Annotated in this window: 16 protein-coding genes; 9 read left to right on the top strand and 7 right to left on the bottom strand. The window is 72.6% G+C overall.

All coding sequences use genetic code 11. The features are described 5' to 3' along the window. Positions 1 to 72: 72 nt before the first annotated feature. Positions 73 to 1,116, top strand: a complete 1,044-nt coding sequence (locus LO772_RS33745) for a DUF1648 domain-containing protein (RefSeq protein WP_231775835.1) — start codon at positions 73 to 75, stop codon at positions 1,114 to 1,116. After that, a complete protein-coding gene (locus LO772_RS33740; RefSeq protein WP_231775834.1) occupies positions 1,117 to 1,470 on the top strand; it encodes a GntR family transcriptional regulator in 354 nt (117 codons plus the stop codon). 144 nt (positions 1,471 to 1,614) lie between these two features. Here LO772_RS33740 and LO772_RS33735 read toward each other — a convergent pair whose 3' ends face one another. Next, positions 1,615 to 2,436 (bottom strand): dienelactone hydrolase family protein, encoded by an 822-nt coding sequence (locus LO772_RS33735; RefSeq protein ID WP_231775833.1) that lies wholly within the window; start codon positions 2,434 to 2,436, stop codon positions 1,615 to 1,617. Between the two features lie 82 nt (positions 2,437 to 2,518). Between LO772_RS33735 and LO772_RS33730 the strand changes: the two genes are divergently transcribed. The 4 genes from LO772_RS33730 to efeB all read left to right on the top strand — a co-directional run bounded on the left by LO772_RS33730 (position 2,519) and on the right by efeB (position 8,764). Continuing rightward, the gene (locus tag LO772_RS33730) at positions 2,519 to 3,121 is read left to right on the top strand and encodes a TetR/AcrR family transcriptional regulator (RefSeq protein WP_231775832.1); all 603 of its coding nucleotides are present in this window, start codon (positions 2,519 to 2,521) and stop codon (positions 3,119 to 3,121) included. A gap of 308 nt (positions 3,122 to 3,429) precedes the next feature. Beyond that, entirely contained in the window at positions 3,430 to 5,940 is a 2,511-nt protein-coding gene (locus LO772_RS33725; RefSeq protein ID WP_231775831.1) for a SpoIIE family protein phosphatase, read from the top strand. A 342-nt stretch (positions 5,941 to 6,282) separates the two neighbouring features. Next, entirely contained in the window at positions 6,283 to 7,407 is a 1,125-nt protein-coding gene (gene efeO / locus LO772_RS33720) for an iron uptake system protein EfeO (protein WP_231775830.1), read from the top strand. Positions 7,408 to 7,477: 70 nt separating this feature from the next. Next, positions 7,478 to 8,764, top strand: a complete 1,287-nt coding sequence (efeB, locus tag LO772_RS33715) for an iron uptake transporter deferrochelatase/peroxidase subunit (protein ID WP_231775829.1) — start codon at positions 7,478 to 7,480, stop codon at positions 8,762 to 8,764. Here efeB and efeU read toward each other — a convergent pair. After that, the gene (efeU, locus tag LO772_RS33710; protein WP_231775828.1) at positions 8,737 to 9,597 is read right to left on the bottom strand and encodes an iron uptake transporter permease EfeU; all 861 of its coding nucleotides are present in this window, start codon (positions 9,595 to 9,597) and stop codon (positions 8,737 to 8,739) included. The genes efeB and efeU overlap by 28 nt on opposite strands. 474 nt (positions 9,598 to 10,071) lie before the next feature. Here efeU and LO772_RS33705 point away from each other — a divergent pair, with 474 nt between their 5' ends. The 3 genes from LO772_RS33705 (at position 10,072) to LO772_RS33695 (ending at position 14,826) form a co-directional block, all read left to right on the top strand. Beyond that, a complete protein-coding gene (locus tag LO772_RS33705) occupies positions 10,072 to 12,600 on the top strand; it encodes an ABC transporter permease (RefSeq protein ID WP_231775827.1) in 2,529 nt (842 codons plus the stop codon). Positions 12,601 to 12,865: 265 nt separating this feature from the next. Then, complete coding sequence (locus tag LO772_RS33700; protein WP_231775826.1) at positions 12,866 to 14,113, top strand: sensor histidine kinase; 1,248 nt, start codon at positions 12,866 to 12,868, stop codon at positions 14,111 to 14,113. Next, complete coding sequence (locus tag LO772_RS33695) at positions 14,110 to 14,826, top strand: response regulator (RefSeq protein WP_231775825.1); 717 nt, start codon at positions 14,110 to 14,112, stop codon at positions 14,824 to 14,826. The genes LO772_RS33700 and LO772_RS33695 overlap by 4 nt, the downstream gene beginning before the upstream one ends. A 253-nt stretch (positions 14,827 to 15,079) precedes the next feature. On the opposite strand, the gene LO772_RS33690 is transcribed toward LO772_RS33695, so the two are convergent. The 5 genes from LO772_RS33690 to LO772_RS33670 all read right to left on the bottom strand — a co-directional run bounded on the left by LO772_RS33690 (position 15,080) and on the right by LO772_RS33670 (position 20,692). After that, positions 15,080 to 16,252 carry a hypothetical protein gene (locus tag LO772_RS33690; protein ID WP_231775824.1) on the bottom strand — a complete coding sequence of 391 codons (1,173 nt, stop codon included), beginning with the start codon at positions 16,250 to 16,252 and terminating at the stop codon, positions 15,080 to 15,082. A 136-nt stretch (positions 16,253 to 16,388) separates the two neighbouring features. Further along, on the bottom strand, positions 16,389 to 17,144 hold the full coding sequence (locus LO772_RS33685) for an oxygenase MpaB family protein (RefSeq protein WP_231775823.1): 756 nt from the start codon (positions 17,142 to 17,144) through the stop codon (positions 16,389 to 16,391). 95 nt (positions 17,145 to 17,239) lie between these two features. Continuing rightward, positions 17,240 to 18,106: a hypothetical protein gene (locus LO772_RS33680; RefSeq protein WP_231779808.1), complete on the bottom strand. Its 867-nt coding sequence runs from the start codon at positions 18,104 to 18,106 to the stop codon at positions 17,240 to 17,242. 136 nt (positions 18,107 to 18,242) lie between these two features. Further along, the gene (locus LO772_RS33675) at positions 18,243 to 18,929 is read right to left on the bottom strand and encodes a hypothetical protein (protein ID WP_231775822.1); all 687 of its coding nucleotides are present in this window, start codon (positions 18,927 to 18,929) and stop codon (positions 18,243 to 18,245) included. Then, complete coding sequence (locus LO772_RS33670; RefSeq protein ID WP_231775821.1) at positions 18,926 to 20,692, bottom strand: phosphatidylglycerol lysyltransferase domain-containing protein; 1,767 nt, start codon at positions 20,690 to 20,692, stop codon at positions 18,926 to 18,928. Before LO772_RS33670 ends, LO772_RS33675 begins: the two co-directional genes overlap by 4 nt. Positions 20,693 to 20,747: the final 55 nt, after the last annotated feature.

Genomic DNA, 20,747 nt, shown 5'->3' with positions numbered 1-20,747 from the left:
CGGCCGACCGGGGGGTGGGAGGCCCGCCCGCGACTCCATTGTTAGTATTCGCCTAGAACAATGGAGGTTTTGATGCAGCTCGCGTCCCTGCCGTCGGCATTCCTCGGCTCGCCCGGCCGGCGTCGCATCACCGTCGCCGCCGCGTCGGCGGTCGTCGGTTTCGCCGTCACCGCGGTCGTCTTCGCGGCCTGGAGCAGCCGGTTGCCCGACCCGATCGCCACCCACATGGGGTCGGGCGGCAACGCGGACGGCTATTCCTCGCGCGCCGCGTTCCTCCCGATCACCGCGGCCCTGCAACTCGGTGTCGGCGCGGTCCTCGCGGCGACCGTGTGGTCCACCCGCGGCTCGTCCGGCGGACAACGCGCCTGCACGGCGACCGCCGTGGGCATGGCGGCGTTCCTCACCTCCATCGACGTGATGCTCCTCGCCGCGAACCGCGGCGAGGCCGACGCCCGGGACGTCCGGTTCGCCCTGTGGCACCTGGCGTCCGCCGCGGGGGCCGCGGTGGCCGCCGGGGTGCTCGGCTGGTTCGCCGCCGGGTCCACGCCCGCGGACAAGGCGACGGTCCGGACCGCGCCGCCGCCCGAGGCCGGCTACCTGACCGCGGCCCGCGGCGAACGCCTGGTGTGGACACGCCGGGTGACCTCCCCCGCCCTGGTCGCGGTCTCGGCGCTGCTGGTGGTCGCGGGGCTCCTGGTCGGCGGGGTGTCGGACTGGACGACCGGCTCGCTGCTCGCCGCCTGCGGGCTGCTCACCGCGGCGTTCGCCGCCGTCCGGGTCACCGTGGACGGCTCCGGGGTGACCGTCACCTACGGCCCGCTGCCCCGCCCCCGCACCCGGGTGGCCCTGGACCGCGTCGCGGAGGCGGGGACCCGACAGGTGCGCGCGCTGGGCGACTTCGGCGGGTGGGGGTACCGGGTGCGCCCCAACGCCCGCGGGGTGATTCTGCGTTCGGGCGAGGCACTGGAGCTGCGGCTCGGAGGCGGAGACGCGTTCGTCGTCACGACCTCGGACGCCCGCACGGCGGCGAACGTCGTCAATACGCTGGCGGCCCGTGCCCGCCCACCCCGCGACGGCCGTGACGCCGGCCGGCCGACCGAGCCCGGGACGTCCTGAATGCTGTTCCGCATCGACCCCGCCTCGCCGCGCCCGCTCGGCGACCAGATCGCCGCGTCCGTCCGCCGCGCGCTCGCCGAGGGCACCGTGCGCCCGGGCGAAAAGCTGCCACCGGCCCGCGAGTTGGCCGCCTCCCTGGCGGTCAATGTGCACACCGTGCTGCGCGGCTACCAGCAGTTGCGCGACGAGGGCCTGATCGAACTGCGGCGCGGGCGCGGCGCGGTCGTGACCGCGTCCCTGGATCCCGAACGCCTCCGGCTGTCCGAACGCGTGGCCGATCTCGTCGCCCAGGCACGCGCGTTGGGCATGCGGGACGACGAACTCCTCACCCTCCTCCGCACCGCGCTGGGCTGAACCCGCGGACGGCACCCGGGCCCGCCGCCCACCTGACGACCGCGGCGACACCCGGACCGCGCACGCCGCCTCCGCCGGGCCGCCCGTAGCCCCCGCAACCGGCGGTTCGCGGCACGCGTCGCCCCCGTGACCTCACGCACTCCGTCACGCAGGCAGCAGGCGCGTGCGCAGGAACGCCAGGATCTCGTCGCGGGCCCGCACGGTCGGGTGGTTCTCCTCGTCCACGAGGTGCGCGGTCACCACACTGTGCGGCGTGGCGACGGTGTCGCGGAAGAACGGCGGCGGCTCCGGGTTCGCGCACGCCCCGGGGAGCACGCGCCCGTCGAAGCGGTCGCCGAGCAGCCGCGCGTACGCGGCGAAGCGCCGCCCCGTACACCATTTGTCGTTGTCGAAGCGGTACGCGAGTGCCGTGAGGTCGTCGCGGTCGAACCGCCGCCGGATCGCCGCCGCATCCTCGGGCGACAGCTCCAGGCCGGACGGGTCGTCCAACGGCAGCGACGGGTGGTTGAGCACCGCCGCGAGGACGGCCGGCTCCAGCGTCATGGTGAGGGCGAAGTTGCCGGTGAAGCACAGGCCGATCGCGCCGACCCCCGGGCCGCCGCACTCCTCGTGCGCCAGCCGGGCCAGGGCACGCAGCCACGCCGCGACCGGGCTGCTGCCGCCCCCGGCGAACGCGCGGAACTCCTCGCTGACGCACACCCGCCCGATCACCGCCTCGCCGAGTTCGACGGTGGGGTACGCACCGTCGACGCCGAACAGCGACGGCAGATAGACGGTGAATCCGGCGTCCCGCACCCAGCCCGCGAAGCGCACGACGTCGGGGCTGATGCCGGGCATCTCCGGCATCACGACCACCGCGGGGCCGCTCCCGGCGACATACACGGTCTTGCCGGCACCGCGCAGCGCGATCGCGCGCCGGGCGAAGCCGTCCAGGACGCCTTCGCCGCCCCGGCTCGCGCTCTCCACAGTCGACCTCCGGAATATACGACCGATCGGTCGTCTTGATGCGGGCAGATTACACGTCCGATCGGTCGCCTACAATCCCGGCATGGCAGCCGACAGCCCCACCCCGCGCACGCACGACGGCCGCCGCGCCCGCGGTGACCGGACGCGGCGCGAAGTCGCCCGCCAGGCCGCGATGTCCGCGACCGTGCACGGGCTGGACGCCATCACCATCGGCTCGCTCGCCGCCCGGACCGGGCACAGCAAGAGCGGCATCCTCACGGTCTTCGCCAATCGGGAGGCCATCCAGCTCGCCGCCGTCGCCGAGGCACGCGGCCTGTACCGGCGGCACGTCCTCGACCCGGCCGGGGACGCGGCCCCGGGGGCGCCCCGGCTCCGCGCGTGGCTCGGCAACTGGGTCGCGTACCTCCGCGAGGGCGTGTTCCCCGGCGGCTGCTTCATCGCCGCGACATCGGTCGAATACGGGCACCGCGAGGGCCCCGTCGCCGACGCGGTCCGCTCCCTGACCCGCGAATGGCTGACCCTGCTGGAGGCCGAGCTGTCTCTCGTGGCCGGCGCCCGTCCCGACGACGACGCGTTCCGCATCGACGCCTACCTGCGCGCCGGGAACACCCGCTTCCAGCTCTTCGGCGACCCGGCCGAGCTCACCCGCGCCCACCGTCTGGCACGCGACGTCTTCGACACCTGAGCCGCGGCGCGGAGTGCGCCGCCGGACCCGATCGGCGCCCGGTATCGCGGGACCGCGCGGTCACCGCGGCGCCCCCCGGGCGGGAGCACGGGCCGGGCCCGGAAACGGCGCGTCGTCTCCGCGGCCGATCCGTGCGCACCGGTGGCGGCGCGTGGATCCGGGCAGCCCCCATAAGAGGGGTACCGGCATACGAGGGACACCGCGCCCTCCCCTCCACGGCGACGGCGTTCGACGGCGTCGACGGGCCGGTTGCCCCCGGACACACGGCACGGCACGGTGGAATGATCGAGCGAGAGCGGATGAACATCATGACGGGTTCCGAATCCGCCGCCGGCGGCGGAGCGCCATGGCCGCCCGATCCCGTCGACGCCTCCCGCACGGCGAGCGCGGTGGTGGACCCGCGGGGCGTCGTGACCGAGTGGAGCACGGGAGCGGTACGCCTGCTCGGCTACACGTCGGCCGAGATGGTCGGACGCCCCGCGGCCCATCTGCTCGCCGAAAAGGCGCCCGTTGACGCACTCCGGGCCGTGGAGTCCCGGACACGGTGGCACGGCATGGTGACTCTCCGGCACCGCGACGGGCGCCACCTCACCGTGAGCGTGCTGGCGCACTTCCCGGAGACGGGCGGCGCGGCCGGTCGCTGGCTGGTGCTGTCCCCGGTGGGCGGCGACCAGGCGTCCTTCTGGGACGACACCCTGATGATGGCGGCGTTCGCGCAGGCCCCGGCCTCGATGGCGCTGTTCGACTCCGGCCTGCGGCTGCGGCGCGTGAACGCGGAGATGGAGCGCGCCCTCGGTATGCCCGAGCGCGCGATGCGGGGACTGCGGGCACCGGAGATCGTGGCCGAGCCCGAGGCCGACCGTACGGAGCAGGCCATGCGGCGGGCGTTCGCGACCGGTGAACGGCAGCGCCTCCGGCAGGCCGTCCGCGTCGCGGGCCACGAGCACAAGAGGGTCTGGTCGACGTCCATGACCCGCGTGCAGGACAGCGACGGAACGGTCCGCGGCGTGCTCCTCTCCGCCCAGGACACGACCGAGGAGCACATGGCCCGGGAACGCCTCGCGCTGCTCAACGACGCCAGCGTGCGCATCGGGAGCACCCTCGACCTCACCCGCACCGCGCAGGAACTCGTCGACGTGGCCGTCCCGAGGCTCGCGGACTTCGCCACGGTCGACCTGCTCCTCGCCGTCGAGGCCGGGGAGGAGCCGCGCGACGACACGCGCGCCGGTCATGTCGTGCTGCGCCGCGCCGCGTACCAGTCCGTCCTGGACGGCGCCCCCGAGGCCGTCGTCCCGCGCGGGGCCGCCACGGACTACCCGAACGGATCGCCGGCCGCCGAGTGCCTGGTCCTGGGGCGACCGCTGATCCGGGAGGTCACGCACCGCATGGTGGACTCGTGGGCGAAGCACCGGGCCCACGCCGACCACGTGCGCCGCTACGGATTCCACTCGGTGCTCGCCGTACCGATGCAGGCGCGCGGCGTCACCCTCGGTGTGGCCCTCTTCTCCCGGCATCAGCGGCCGGAGCCGTTCGAGCAGGACGACCTCATGCTGGCCGAGGAGATCACCGCGCGAGCCGCGGTCTGCGTCGACAACGCGCGCCGTTACACGCGCGAGCGCGGCACCTCCCTGACCCTGCAGAACAGCCTGCTGCCGCGGAGCCTGCCGCCGCAGACGGCGGTCGAGGTCGCGTCCAGATACCTCCCCGCCGGGACGCGGTCCGGCGTGGGCGGCGACTGGTTCGATCTGATCCCGTTGTCCGGCGCCCGGGTCGCCCTGGTCGTCGGCGACGTCGTGGGCCACGGCATCCAGGCCTCCGCCACCATGGGGCGGTTGCGTACCGCCGTGCGCACCTTGGCCGACGTGGACCTGCCGCCGGACGAGTTGCTGACGCATCTGGACGACCTCGTCATCCATCTGTCCTCCGAGTCCGACAACACCTCGGGGCCGGTCGGCGACATCGGTGCCACGTGCCTGTACGCGGTCTACGACCCGGTCTCCCGGCGCTGCACGCTGGCCCGCGCGGGCCACCCCCTGCCCGCGCTGGCGTCGCCGGACGGCACCGCGAAGTTCCTGGACGTCCCTGCGGGCCCGCCGCTGGGGCTGGGCGGCCTTCCCTTCGAGAGCACCGAGATCGAGCTGCCCGAGGGCAGCACCCTCGCGCTCTACACCGACGGGCTCATCGAGGCCCGGGGCCGGGACATCGACGAGGGCCTGGACAAGCTGCTCGCGGCGCTGGCCCAACCCGCGCCGTCGCTGGAGGGCACCTGCGACGCCATGCTGAGGGCGCTTCTCCCCGCGCATCCCATCGACGACGTCGCCCTGCTGACGGCCCGCACCCGCGCGTTCGACGCCGCCCACGTCGCCGCCTGGGATGTCGCGCCCACGCCGTCGGCCGTCGCGGAGACCCGGGAGAACGCCTGCCGGAAACTGGACGACTGGGACCTGCACGAGGCCGTGTTCGTCACCGAACTCGTCGTCAGCGAACTCGTCACCAACGCCATCCGCTACGGCAGCGCGCCCATCCGACTCCGGCTCATCCGCGACCGCGACGCCCTCATCTGCGAGGTCTCGGACGCCAACAACACCGCGCCGCACCTGCGTCGCGCGCGGGCCTTCGACGAAGGCGGTCGCGGCCTGCTGCTCGTCGCCCAACTCACCCACCGGTGGGGCACGCGCCAGACGTATACCGGCAAGACCATCTGGGCCGAGCAGGCGCAGCCGCGCGGTCGGGGCGGACCGGACGGGCGGGCACCCGGCGGCGGCCACGATCGCGAGCACGCGGCCCGTCCCGCGGGGTCTGTGCGCCAAAGCCTGTGAGGGAGACGCACTCCCGCCGGTGACGGGCGAGGCCGTGCCTCCCTGCCACGTTTCGCCCCGCGGGTTCTTCACGGGGTGCGAACAATTCCGTTTTCCGGCAACGGAGTCGACGCGGAGCAGCGATGTTCGTCCGATACCGCGCCCGCGAAACCCGGGCAGAGCCGTCGGAATTGCCGAATCTTTACCGCATCCTGACTGTCGCATGAGAAGCGACTGGCAGAATTCAGCCGGGTTTGCATGGGTTAGGCTCACCTAAATTCCGTGCCTGCTTTTCGTGTTCGCCTGTCCCCGATCCCGCGTCGGCCCGTCCCCGCCGCGCCATAGCCTCGCTGGAGCGTTCCCATGCCTGCCGCCCGCCGCACCGTCGCCGCCATGGCCGGAGCCGCCCTGCTCGGAATCCCGGCACTCGCCGCATGCAGCAGCGACTCGGGCGCCGACACCATCAAGGTGAGCGCCTCCGACGGGAAATGCGAAGTGGCCAAGACGGATTGGACGGCCGGCAAGAACACCCTCAAGGTCACCAACAAGGGCAAGCAGATCACCGAGGTCTACGTCTACGCCCAAGGCGACCGCATCGTCACCGAGCGCGAGAACATCGGCCCCGGCATCTCCGCCGACATCACGTTCGACATCAAGCCCGGGAAGTACCAGGTGGCGTGCAAGCCCGGGATGAAGGGCGATGGCATCCGCCAGGACATAACCGTGGCCGGCGTCTCCTCCGAAAAGCCCCTGGACCCGCGCCTGGCGAAGGCCGTCGCCGATTACCGCGCGTACGTGCAGAGCCAGGTCGACACCGCGCTTCCGACCCTGGAGCAGTTCACCGCCGCGGTGAAGTCCGGGGACGCGGCCAAGGCCAAGGAGTTGTACGCGAGTTCGCGCTACGGCTGGGAGAGCGTCGAGCCGGTCGCGGAGAGCTTCGGCGACCTCGACCCGAAAATGGACGCCCGCGAGGCCGATCTCGAACCCGGCCAGGAGTTCACCGGCTGGCACCGGCTGGAAAAGGCCCTGTGGACGACCGGTCAGGTCGCTCCCGAGGAGTACAAGTACGCCGACCAATTGCTGGCCGACTACAAGGACTTGCAGGCCAAGATCGGCACCGCCGAGATCACCCCGACGTCGATCGCCAATGGGGCCAAGGAGCTTCTCGACGAGGTCGCCACGGGCAAGGTCACCGGCGAGGAGGAATTCTTCAGCCACACCGACCTGGTCGACTTCGACGGCAACGTCGCGGGCGCCCGGAAGGCGTTCGAACTCCTCAAGCCCGTCGTCCTGGAGAAGGACCCGGAGCTGGACGCCACCCTCACCGCCGAGTTCGTCGCGATCGACCAACTGCTCGCGAAGTACCGCCAGGGGTCCGGATACGTCGCGTACGACACGGTCAACGACGAACAGCGCAAGGAGCTCTCCGACGCCGTGAACGCGCTCGCGGAACCGCTCTCCCGGCTCGCCGCCGCGATCGCCTCCTGAGCGCACCGAAGTACACCGAGAACACCGCGAAGCACCGCCACGCACAGATGCGCACCGAAGGGATTCCCACATGACGGGGGAGCCACAGAACAGCGACGCCGACCCGTCGCCCGGGCGGGGCGACGTCTCCCGCCGCACGCTCATCGGGTGGACGGGCGGCGCGCTCGCGGTCGGTGCCGCCGCCGCGGGAGGCGTGGCCGCCGCGGTCACCTCCGGCGGAGACGACGACGGTTCGTCCGGGTCGGGCACGGGTGCCGTGCCGTTCGAGGGGGACCACCAGGCCGGCATCGCGACACCCGTCCAGGACCGCCTGCACTTCGTCGCGTTCGACGTCCTCACCGACGACCGCGCGAAGCTGGTGAGGCTGCTGCGGCAGTGGACGGCCGCGGCGCGCGCGATGACGCAGGGGCAGCCGGTCGGCACGGGCGCCGTCGGCGGGATCGCCGAGGCACCGCCGGACGACACCGGCGAAGCGCTCGGCCTCCCTCCGGCCAACCTGACGCTCACCATCGGCTTCGGTCCGTCCCTGTTCACCAAGGACGGCGGGGACCGTTTCGGTATCGCCGCCCGCCGCCCCGAGGCGCTGGTCGAGCTGCCGTCCTTCCCCGGCGACAGCCTCGACGCCGCGCGGTCCGGCGGGGACATCTGCGTGCAGGCGTGCGCGGACGACCCGCAGGTGGCGGTCCACGCGATCCGCAATCTCGCGCGCATAGGGTTCGGCACCGTGGCGGTGCGGTGGTCACAGCTCGGTTTCGGCAAGACGTCCTCGACGACGCCGGAGGCCCACACCCCGCGCAACCTCTTCGGCTTCAAGGACGGCACTCGCAACATCGCGGGCACGGAGACGCGGCGCCTCGCGGACCACGTGTGGGTGCCCGAAGAGGCCGGAGCCGGCTGGCTGGCCGGCGGCTCCTACCTCGTGGCCCGCCGCATCCGCATGCACATCGAGACCTGGGACCGGACGTCGCTCGGGGAGCAAGAGGACGTCGTCGGGCGCGACAAAGGCGAGGGCGCACCGTACGGCGCCACGCGCGAGCACGACGACGTTCCGCTGCGGGCCCTCCCGGAGGACTCCCATGTCCGCCTGGCACACCCGGACAGCAACGACGGCGCCACGATCCTCCGGCGCGGCTATTCCTTCGTCGACGGATCGGACGGGCTCGGGAGGCTGGAGGCCGGCCTCTTCTTCCTCGCGTACCAGCACGACCCCCGGCGCGGATTCATTCCGCTCCAGCAAAAGCTGTCCGCCCACGACGCCATGAACGAATACATCCAGCACGTCGGTTCGGCACTCTTCGCCTGTCCGCCCGGGGTCCGTGGGCCGGAAGACTACTGGGGCAGCGCGCTGTTCGCCTGATTCTCGCGGCCGACGACCGCGGGGCGCTCCCGTCCCTTCGGCTGCCGGAGCAGGAACACCGCCATGACGGGCACCAGATAGGCGATCCACACAACGCACTGCAGGACGGTCGGGTCGGGCTGGAAATTGAAGATTCCCTTGAGCAGCGTCCCGTACCAGCTCGTCGGATCGACGGTGTCGGAGATGTCGAACGCGCGGTTGTGAAGACCCGGCAGGAAGTCCGCTTCCTGAAGGTCGTGGACGCCGTACGCGAGAACTCCGGCGGCCACGACGATGAGCACGCCGCCCGTCCAGACGAAGAACTTGGCGAGATTGATGCGCACCGCGCCTTTGTAGAAGAAGTACGCGAGCACGACCGCCGACACGATGCCGAGCGCGACCCCGATGAGCGGATCGCTGCCCTGGTCGGCGGAGCGCACCGCCGTCCACACGAACAACGCGGTCTCCAGCCCCTCGCGGCCGACCGACAAGAACGCGGTCACCATGAGCGCCCCGGTCCCCATGGCGAGGGCCGCGTCCAACTTGCCCTGCAATTCCGCCTTCAGGTGCCGCGCGGTGCGCCGCATCCAGAAGACCATCCACGTGACCAGGCCCACCGCGGCGATCGACAACGAGCCGCCGAACAACTCCTGCTGCTCGAAGGTCATCTCCGCCGACGTGAACTCCAGAATCGCGCCGAATGCCAGGCTGAGTGCGACGGCCACGGCGACACCGCCCCAGATCGGCGGCAGCCGGTGCCTGTTCCCGGTCTTGACCAGATAGGCCACGAGAATGCTGACGACCAGGGCCGCCTCCAGGCCCTCGCGCAGACCTATCAGGTAGTTGGCGAACAAATCGGGGCTCCTTGCCGCGCGGTGGCCCGGCACACGGCAAGGACACACGGGGAAAAAATTAGGGGAGGCTAACCAAAACACCGTGCGGCATTCCGCGTCAATGGCGCGGAACACAACCGACGTCATCAATACGTCAAGAACGCGGAAAGACTTTCCCTCGCGATTGTCCCGGCGCCGACCACCCCTCCCCCGCCCGACGGCCCCACGCGGACGTCGACCGGCCGCTCCTCCTCGGGGACGACCGCCCGCGACTTTCGTAGGGTCCGCCGCAGCCGTTCCGGGCTACCGGCGGCACCGCGCCGACCGCGAGCCTGGAGCCGTCTTCGCGTCCGGCACGCACCGCGCCGGCCGCCTCCCCCACTCACCCATCGCAGGCGCCGGGCGCCGCACCGCAGTTCGCGCGACCGCCGCCATCCGGCCGGTCGACCGGCGCTGCCCGCGACCGCCGCCGACCCCGCCGAGGACGAAACCCCCATGTGGAAAACGACCGTGCGCAATCTGGTCGCGCACCGGCTCAGGCTGCTGCTCACGGCTGTCGCGATCATCTTCGGCGTCGCCTTCGTGTCCGGCGTGCTCACGCTAGGCGCGACGGTGTCCGACGGCTACAGGAAGGCCGCCGCCACCGACCTGAAGGACGTCGCCGTCGGCGTGCACGCCACCGCGGACGCCGAACGCGACCACCAGGTGCCCCGGCTCGACGAAGCGCTCGTCGACACGATCCGCGCGCTGCCGGGCGTCTCCGCGGTCCGCGCGACCAACGCGGGGTTCACCGCGATCGTCGACAGGGACGGCGACCGCATGGGTGGCCGCCGCAACACCGTCGGGTCCACGTTCTCGCCCGGCACCGACGGCCGGGACCCCAAGTACCGGTTCACCAGCGGCCACGGACCGACCGGCCCCGACGAGGTCGCCATCGACGAACGCGCGGCCGAGGACGCCGGTTATCGGACCGGCGACCGCGTCCGCGTGGTCGCCAACGGCCCGGTCCGCGACGTGGTGCTGGTGGGCATCTTCACCACCGACGACGCGCAGTACCGGCTCGGCGGCACCCTCACGCTGTTCGACCGGGCCACCGCGCAGGCCCTGTTCAGCGAACCCGGTATCTACAGCGCCATCGCCGTCCACGCCGCCCCCGGCACCACCGACGCCGCACTGCTCGCCGCGGTCGGACCGCTCACCCCGCGCGGGGCCGAGGCCAAGACCGGCGACGCGTTGCGCGCGGACCAGCGGAACGACATCGAGGGCGGCGCGAAGGGCCTGACCCAGACGCTCCTGGTATTCGCCGGAATCGCGCTGTTCGTCGGCACGTTCATCATCGCCAACACCTTCACCATGCTCGTCGCCCAGCGCACCCGCGAGTTCGCGCTGCTGCGCGCCGTCGGCGCCACCCGCCGCCAGGTGTCCCGGGCCGTCCTGATCGAAGCCGGCGTACTCGGCCTGGTGTGCGGCGTCATCGGCTACGCCCTCGGCATCGGCCTGTGCCAGGCCCTGCGCGCGCTGTTCGACGCGATCGACGCGGAACTCCCGCCCGGCCCGGTGGTGTTCGCGCCCCACGCGATCGCCGCCGCGCTCGGCGTCGGCGTCGTGGTCACCGTCGTCGCCGCGTGGGTCCCCGCGCACCGCGCCTCGTCGATCCCGCCGGTCGCCGCCCTGCGCGGCGACCTGCCGCCCGGCACCAGGAGCCTGCGCGTCCGCAACACGGTCGGCGCGCTCGTGGTCACCCTCGGCGTCGCGGTCGTCTACGGGGTCGGCCGGTTCGGGGACAAGAGCGACGGCGACCTCGTGATGATCATGGGCGGCGGGTTCGTGGCGCTCACCGGGGTCATCATGCTCGTGCCGCTGCTGTCCACACCCCTGCTGCGCCTGCTCGGCCGTCCGCTCACCGCGCTGTTCGGGGCGTGCGGCAAGCTCGCCCGGGAGAACGCGGTCCGCAACCCGCGCCGCACCGCGGCCACCGCGTCCGCCCTCATGGTCGGACTCATCCTGGTCACCTCGCTGTCGGTGGTCGGGGCCTCCCTCAAGAAGGAACTCGACCGGGTGGCGCTGCGCGGCATCTCCGCCGACTACGGCGTCGAGATGGTCTCCGGCACCCCCATGGACGACGCGATGGTCGAAGCGGTCCGCGGGACGCCCGGCGTCCGGGCGGTGTCCCCGATCCTCACCGCACGCGTCGGCATCGGCGGCACGGACACCGAGGTCACCGCGATGGACGCCGCGACCGGCATGGACCTGCTGCACGCGGAATTCGTCGAGGGCGGCCCGGAGGGCTTCGCCTCCGGGCTGATCGTCGACGCACAGCGCGCCGAGGACAAGGGCTGGACGGTCGGCAGCCTCGCCGACGTGGCCTTCCCCGACGGCGAGACCGCGACCATCCCGGTCGGCGGCATCTACGAGAAGAACCTGCTGCTCGGCGACGCCCTCATGACCACCGAAGCGCTCACGCCGCACCTCGACCGGCCGCTCGCCGATGCGATCTTCGTGAAGGCGGCGGCCGGACACCAGGGCGCGATGCGCGGCAACCTCAAGACGGCCGTCGGCGGCAACCCCGCGGTCAAGATCATGTCCAAGGACGACTACCGCAAGGAACTCGGCGGCATCATCGACCTGTTGCTCAACCTCCTGTACGGCCTCCTCGGCATGGCCATCGTGATCGCGGTCATCGGCATCGTCAACACCCTCGCCATGTCCGTGTTCGAACGCACGCGCGAGATCGGCATGTTGCGCGCGATCGGACTGGACCGCCGCCGCGTCCGCGTCATGATCCGCATCGAGGCCGTGATGATCTCCGTCTTCGGCGCCCTCCTCGGCATGGCCCTCGGGTTGCCGATCGGTGTCCTCGGTGTCCGCGCCGCCAAGGGCACCACCCAGATGACCCCGGTGGTCCCGTGGGAGCGGATGGGCCTCTTCCTCGTCCTGGCCGCACTCGTCGGCATGCTGGCCGCGGCCTGGCCCGCCCGGCGGGCGGCGAGGATGGAGGTACTCGACGCCCTCCACACCACCTGAGGCCACGGGCGCGACGGCACACCGCGGGGACCCTCCCGCGGCGGCAATGGAACGGGACACGGCAGGGGGCGCGGTGGGAAGCGGCGGCGGGATGACGGGAATGCTCGGCGTGGCGTCCGGCGCCGCCGTATGGGCCTGCGTGTGGGCGCTCGCTCCCGGACTGGCCCGGGCCCGCGACGACCGGCCGGGCCCGGTCCCCGCCGGTTCCGGGAACCCCGGGGACCGGGCCCGGCCGGACCGCGACGAACCGCGAGGAGGCGGGACCATGAGCAGGACGACGATCGCCCGGATCCGCCGGACATGGCCGCTGAGCCCGCGGACCTTCGACCGCGTCTTCGCGCTCGGCTTCCTGTTCCTGGTCGCCGTGGCGTTCGGCATCGCCGCCTGGGTCGACCGCGACGAGCACATCGCCGGCATGGAGTACGTCAAGGCGGTCACCCAACTCCTGTCCGTCTTCCTCCTGGTGTGGCGCCGCACCCACCCGATCGCGGTCGCCGTCGGCTGCGGGCTGCTGTCCGTCCCGGAACAGGCCGTCGCCATGCCCTGGGCGCTCTACGCGGTCGGCGCGTTCACCGAGAACCGCCGCGCGGTCTGGGCCTCCGTCGTCCCCCTCAGCGTCCTGTGGGCCCGGCCCTGGGACCTGGTGACCGCGTCCGATCAGATCGGCAACGTCCTGATCGGCCTGGCCCCCGCGCTCTACGGCCTCTACGTCGCCTCCCGCCGCCGCCTGATCGCGGCCCTCGAGGAACGCGCCGAGCGCGCCGAACGCGAACAGGAACTCCGCGCCGAGAACGCACGCTCGGAGGAACGCGCCCGCCTCGCGGGAGAAATGCACGACGTCGTCACCCATCGGGTCAGCCTCATGGTGCTGCAGGCCGGCGCGCTGCGCACCCTCGCGCCCGACGCCGGCACGCGCCGGGCCGCCGAGGACCTCCGCCTCGTCGGCTGCCAGGCCATGGAGGAACTCCGCAACCTCGTCACCATCCTGCGCAGTGAGGACAGCTTCGGCTCCGCCCTCGACGACCGGCCGTGCGTACTCGACCTCACGACACTCGTCGCCGAATCCCGCGCCGCGGGCGTCGAGGTCGCGCTCGACGCCGACGCGGTGCCGCCCGCGTCCCCGGTCGTGGTGCGCACCGCCTACCGCGTCGTCCAGGAGTCGCTGACCAACGTGCACAAACACGCCCCCGGCGCCCGCGTCGCCGTCGAGTTGCGCGACGGCGACGGCCGCCTGCGCCTCGAAGTCCGCAACACGCGGCCCACCGGGCCCGGCGAGATGGTCTTCCCCGGCGAGGGCACCGGCCTGCTCGGGCTGCGCCGGCGCGTCGAGACGGTCGGGGGCACACTGCGCGCCGGGCCGACCGGTGACGGCGGGTTCGCCGTCGCGGCGGACCTGCCGACCGGCACGCCGGTAGAGTCCGGGACGGCGACCGGCGGCGGCGCCACCGGTTCGGCGAAGGCCGCGCGGACCGGGCCCGGCGAACCCGGGAACACACCATCGGGAGTGCGATGATCCGGGTCCTTGTCGTCGACGACGAGCGCATGGTCTGCACCCTGCTGCGCACCATCCTCGGCACGGCACCCGACATCGAGGTGGTCGGCGAGGCCTACGACGGCGCCGAGGCCGTCGAATCGGTCGTCCGGCTCGAACCCGACGTGGTGTTCATGGACCTGCACATGCCCGGCGTCGACGGACTCACCGCGATCGAGCGCATCGTCGAACTCCCGCGCCCGCCACGCGTCGTCGTGCTCACGACCATCGACCCCGACCTGTACGTGCTGCGCGCGCTGCACGCCGGAGCGGCCGGATTCCTGCTCAAGGACACCCCGCCGGAGGACCTGATCGGCCTGGTCCGGGTCGCGCACGAGGGCCACACGGTGCTCTCGCCCGCCGCGACGCGCGGCCTGGTCACCGCGTCCGCCGGGCAGGATGCGATACGCAGGCGCGCACTCGGCCGCATCGGCGCACTCACGGCACGCGAACGCGACGTCCTCGCCTGCCTCGCGGAGGGCCTGGCCAACGCGCGGATCGCCGAACGGCTGCACCTGAGCGAGGCGACGGTCAAGGGCTACGTATCGCGGCTGCTCGTCAAACTCGACTGCGCCAACCGCACGCAGGCCGGGATCGTCGCCTACGACGCGGGCCTGATCGATCCGCGCCCGCCGCGCACCGCCTCGACCGACGGAGCGCACGATCCGCGCCGCCGCCCCGGGCGGACGCCGTGAGCGCGTGCCCCGCGGGCGGTGGGCCCGACGGCCGTCACCGGCATCGCGGCGCCACGGCGCGGTCGATGCCGTGGCGCCCCCAACTCCCCTTGCGTCCCGCGCATTTGCCCTTCACCTGCCCCGGGGCGACGGCTCGACGCCGACCGCCGCCCACCGGGTCACATGCCGTGAGTGCGTGCCCCCGGCCGTTTCGCCGACGACCGCCGTCGACGCGCCCAACTCCCCGTACCTGCCCCCGACTTGGCTCAGCCGCTCAGCGCCCCGCACCCTCACAGCAGGGGTGGCGAGGCCCGTCGGCCGTGTGTGGGCGGGACTCGACCGCGGTGGCGCCGGCCGCGCGCAGTGCCGCCCGTACGTCGTCGCCGCCGCCCACCCTCACTTCCCGGACGACGATGTGGTGTTCGCCGTCGGATGCGGTGTGGGAGGCGTGGCCGTGCCGGAGGCTGTGCGTCGACGTGGCCTTCAGCAGCGCGGTCTCGTCGCGGGGCGCGTCCGGGAACACGCCGATGATGTCGACGAGTTCCTCCGTCGGCAGCGTACGCGTGGTGATCGTGTCTCCGTCCGCGACGACCAGGGTCACCGAGGACGCCGTGCCCAGGGCGCAATGCCGCCCGGCGGCGCAGGCGGCCAACACGAGACCGCTCGGGGTGTTCGCCGTCGCGAGGGTGCCGCCGTCCCGGTCCAGGAGCAGGATGTCGAAGTTGCCGACGACCCACGTGCGGTCGCCGTCCGCGGGCATGGCGAACGCCGCGTATTCGGCGAGCAGTTCGCGCGGGCCCTCCGGGGTCAGGCGGAAGATCAGCGAATCGCGCCCGGCCCAGCGGGCGGTGGTCAGGATGCCCTGGTCGGTGGCGTAGCCGATCAGCTCGGTTTCGTCGATGCCGCCCGCGTACCACAGGCCGACCAGGTCCAGGTCGGGGGTGAAGTGCGCGACCACGCCGCGGCGCCCGTCCGCGACCACGATGCCGTGTTCGGTGGCGGTGAGGGTGGGATCGCCGTCGAGGTGCCGCGACGTGGGTTCGTCGTCCGTCATGGCGAGACCCGCGGTCACAGGGTGTTTGTCGTGGAGGTCGTTCAGGACGACCTCGCGCTCCCAGGCCCCCGGCGTGCCCACGGCGAGGCGGACGCCCTTGGTGTCCCGGCCGCCGGGCAGGACGGCGGCGAGTCGGCCGTCGCCGAGTGCGGCGAGCCGCAGGACGCGGTCCGTGTGTGTCGTCACGCGTGCCAGGTCGTCGAGGCGGAACTCCTCGACCCGGTCGTTGGCCCAGATGCGCCCGGCCCCGGCATCGACGGCGAGCGGCGTCTTCCACCACAAGGGGTGTTCCGGCGCGGCCTGTGCCGTGCACGCGCGGGACGTGAACACCCTTATGGCGCCGGTGTTGTCACAGGCCTGGACAATTGTCGTGCCATCGGTCCAGATCTCCACGCGCGGCCCTCTCCCCTGCTTCCCGTCCGAACCCCCGCGAGGCTAACGCCCCTATCGGACAAGCCCCGCCTCCCCCGCGCCGCGCGGACATTCGCCCGCGCGCCGCGGCACGCACGTCGCCCCGGACATCACGCAACTAGACATCACGCAACGCGGACGGCAGTTTCGGGCGGTAGTGCGGATCCGCGTGGGACCGGCCGATGCGGTACGCGCGCAGGCGCATGCCGCCGGAGGCCAGGGCCCGGACCGGGGCCGGTGCGCGGCGCACCCCCAGCGCACGGCGCAGCGGGTCGTCGAGGAACGTGTCGACGGCGACGCGGACGAGAGGCGCCAGGCGCGGCGGGAAGCGGTGGGCGAGGATTCCCTGCGTGGCGCGCCAGAGTTCCGCCGCCTCGTCGGTGGGAGCGAATCGGCGCCGTTCGAAGTCGTCCATCCAGCGGGCGAATCCGTCCCACGTGGCCGGGACGTCGACGATCCCCATGCGTGCGGCGAGGCGCCGGTGGAAGACGTGCGACGCGCTCTTCTCGTCCGGTGTCGTGGGCCTCCAGGCGTACTTGTCGCACCAACGCATCGGGGCGACGTCGAAACACGCCAGCACGTAGAGAAAGGCGTCGTTGTCGATGGGCCAGCGCGCGTGGATGCGGTTGAGCGCGTCGACAGCTTCGGCCGCCGCGTCGCTGTCGAGGCCGTCGCGGAAGAGCCCGAACATGGCCTTGCCGGTCGCCTTGGCGCGCAGGGGGGCTTCCCGGGTCATGCGGCCGGTCGAGGCCAGGACCCGGGCGATCTCGGGGACGGCGAAGGTCCGGTAGAAGCCGAGGTTGAGTCCGAAGACGAGGTCCTCGCCGAACTCGACGAAAGCCAGGTGACGGTACGTGGCTTCCGCACGTCGCACGGCGTCGTGCGTCTCGGAAATGGCTCCCCCACGGTCTTTCGCTCCGGTGTCGCCTCATGCTAGTGAGGCGGTCGGCTCCGGCGGTGACGCGTTCGTCATCGGTCCTGTTCGTGCGTTTTCCGGCCTGCCCGCGCCTGGGGTGGCTCGTTCGGTGCTTCGCCGAAGCGCGCCAGGACGAGTGCTCCCGCCACCGCCGCCACGAAGCCCGTGACCGCCAGCCACGGAAGCCCCGAGCGCGGCCGGTCGCCGAGCCACGCGATGCCCGCGAGCGCGGGGCCGACGGTCTCTCCCAGGACCATGCCGGCCGTCGCCACCGTGACCGAGCCGCGCTGAAACGCCGTCGTGAGCAGGAGGAATCCGGTCCCGCCGCCGAGCAGGAGGGCGTACAGGGCGGGGTTGCCGAAGACCCGAGACGTGACCGGAGAGTCGATCAGGCGCACCGCGACCTCGACCACGCCGAAGCCCAGGCCCGCCGCGAGCCCGAGCACCAGGACGCGTGGCCTCGCCGGGAGCCGGGCGACGAGTGCGCCGACGAGGAGGACGGCCAGGGCCACCCCGAGCAGGGACCAGCGCAGCGCGGGCGGTCCCGCGCGGTTGCCCTCCGCGCCGGAGGCGAGGGCGATCATGGCGAGCCCCGCGCAGACCGCGGCCACCGCCGCCCCTTCGGCACGCGTCAGTCTGACCCCGAGGAGCGGGACGGCGACCACCGCGGTGACCGCGAGCCCGGCGGCGAGGCACGCGCCCACCGCGTAGATGGGGACGGACCGCAGCGCGACGATCTGGAGCACGAATCCGAGTCCGTCGAGAGCCAGTCCGGCGACGTAGCGCCACTGCCGCAGAACACGCAGCAGCAGCGCGGGGTCGACCCCGTCGCGGGTTCCGGGGTCCGTGGCACGCGCCGCGACGGCCTGGAGGACGGAGGCGGTGCCGTAGCAGACCGCGGCGGCGACGGCGCACACCATCCCCAGCGACACAGGGACAGACTCTAGGCCGATCGGCGACGAAACACCCCGAGGACAGGCCGACGGACGGGCGATCCGATCCGCCGCCGGAAGGGCACCGGTACGCGGGCCGACCGCCAAGCCCGCGGAGACGACCTCACCCCCCGCTCTCCTCCTCGCTCCCGCCGTCCGACCGGTGCCGGTGCCACAGCTCCGCCGCCCCGCACAGCACCAGCGCGGCGGCGATCGCCACGATATGTTCCCGGCCGGCCAGGTTGTCCTGGATGATCACCTCGCCGATGGCCGCGACCACGACCAACCCCGCGGTGAACCACGCCCGCATGCTCACGCAGATGCAGACCGCGAGCCCCGCGACCGCCGCCGACGGCCCGGTGTCGACGACCCGGGCGTCCGAGTCCGGCAGCCCGAGAAAGCCCCCGGGGCCGACGGCGATGCCGAGTCGTGCGTAGAGCGTCCCGGCGAGGGTGCAGACGTAGGCGACGACTAGGGTCCACGGCCGGCCCAGGGTGATCTCGGCGATCCCGAACACGAGCAGGACCTGCGCCAGCGCGCCCCAGACGGGCAGTTCGAGCGCGGGCACGAAGAGCGAGAGCGGGGTGCGGAGCAGAGCGAGCCAGAGGGGGTCCTCGGCCCGTACGTAGCCGATGTCGCGCACGAGACGGTAGCCCCAGCTCTGATCCTGGAGGATCTGGCAGAGCGCGATGAGGCAGACGGAGGCGAGCGTCAGCGGAACGGCCCGCCACCCCCGGGTCGCGAGGGCCGTGCGCACGGTCGTGTAGAGGGGCCCCCACTCGCGCCGGGCGAACGAGGCGACCGTGGTCAACGGCGGGTCTCCAGGCGTCGGCGGTGCAGCCACTTCGGCAGTCCGGGTGCCTCCAGGAAGCCTTCGGCCCGGGCGCTCGCGAGAGCGATCCGCGGCAGGTCCGTGCTCTGGGCGTACAGCAGGAAGCGCGGCTCCCAGATCGGCCGGTACTTCGCGTTGGCCCGGTACAGCGACTCGATCTGCCACCAGCGGGAGAAGAAGATCAGCAGCGAGCGCCACAGCCGCAGCACCGGGCCCGCCCCGAGCCGCGAGCCGCGTTCGAAGACCGCGCGGAACATCGCGAAGTTCAGCGAGAGCTGGGTGACGCCGAAGTCGCCCGCCCGCCGGATCAGCTCCAGCACCATGAACTCGAACAGCCCGTTGTCCGAGTCGCGGTCACGCCGCATCAGGTCCAGCGAGAGCCCGTCGGTACCCCAGGGGACGAAACTCAGCAGCGCACGCGCCCGCCCGGCGGCGTCACGGCAGACCAGCATGACGCAGCGGCCGTCCTGCGGATCGCCGAGGCGGCCGAGCGCCATGGAGAATCCGCGCTCCGTCGCCCCGCCGCGCCAGTCGTCGGCCAACGCGGTCATCTCCGCCATCTCGTCCGGCGGCATGTCCTCGAAACGGCTGATCCGGACGGTGTACCCGGCGCGCTCGACACGGTTGTACGCCTGCCGCACACTCCGCATGGCGCGGCCTTCGGTGGTGAACTCGCCGATGTCGACGACCGCCTCGTCGCCCAGTTCCAGGGCGTTCAGTCCGTGCCGGGCGTAGATCGTGCCGCCCTCCTCGCTCGCCCCGATCACCGACGGCGTCCAGCCGTGCTCACCGGCCTGGGCCAGCCAGCGGTCGATCGCTCCGGGCCACGCCTCCGGGTCGCCGATCGGATCACCGGAGGCCAGCGAGACCCCGCCGACCACGCGGTAGGTGACGGCCGACTTGCCCGACGGCGACCAGATGACGCTCTTGTCGCGGCGCAGGGCGAAGTAGCCGAGGGAATCGCGGTCGCCGTGCCGCTCCAGCAGCGCGCGTACCTCCCGCTGGTCGTCCTCGTTCTGCGGGTCGACGGGACGGCGGGACCTGAAGGCCGCGTACAGGACCAACAGGATCAGTGCCGTGCTCATCAGGTTGATGAGCACCTTGGCCCAGCCGGGGGTCGTGATGCCCTCGAAGTGGATGTCGTCGTACGCGAGCGAGAGCATGCGGAGCACCCCGTAATGCCAGCGCTCCAGGAAGTCGGAGCGCCCGGGATGGGGGTTGGTGTTGCTCACGGTGACCATCGTCGCGGCGATCAACGACCCCCCGACCAGCCCGACCGCGCCGACCGCCGCCGCGAGTTTCGGGTTGGATCGGTCGCCTTTCGCGCGGAACTCGCGCCGCCCGACGAGCATCGCGGCGACGAAGAGCGCGGTCAGCAGGACCGCGATCCAGTTGCGGAGGTGCTGCCGGTACACCGGCAGCCCGAGGGCCGCGGCCGTCAGCACCAGCGTCAGCCCGGACAGGACGAGGTTGAGGATCCACGCGGCGCGTTTGCGCCGCCGCATCGTGATCGCCAGAAAAGCCGAGAGCACGCCCGAGAAGAATCCGGCGGTCAGCAGGTAGGGCGTGAAGAACTCGTCGTCGTTGTGCCGACGGATGTCGTTTCCCAACGTCACCCACACGGCGCCGAGGAGGTTGAGGCACGCGATGACCCGCAGATACCAGACCACCGAGACGTATCCGCGCCGTGACCACGTGCCGCGATCCCCGCCGGGCTGCGGGCTCCCTCGGCCGCGCCTCATGCGAGCGACCCTAGAGGCCGCGGGCCCGCGGACGCGCCCCGCGAAATGCGGTGAA

Source organism: Yinghuangia sp. ASG 101 (genome assembly GCF_021165735.1).
Classification (GTDB): Bacteria; Actinomycetota; Actinomycetes; order Streptomycetales; family Streptomycetaceae; genus Yinghuangia.
This window is presented reverse-complemented; position numbering and strand designations above follow the sequence as displayed.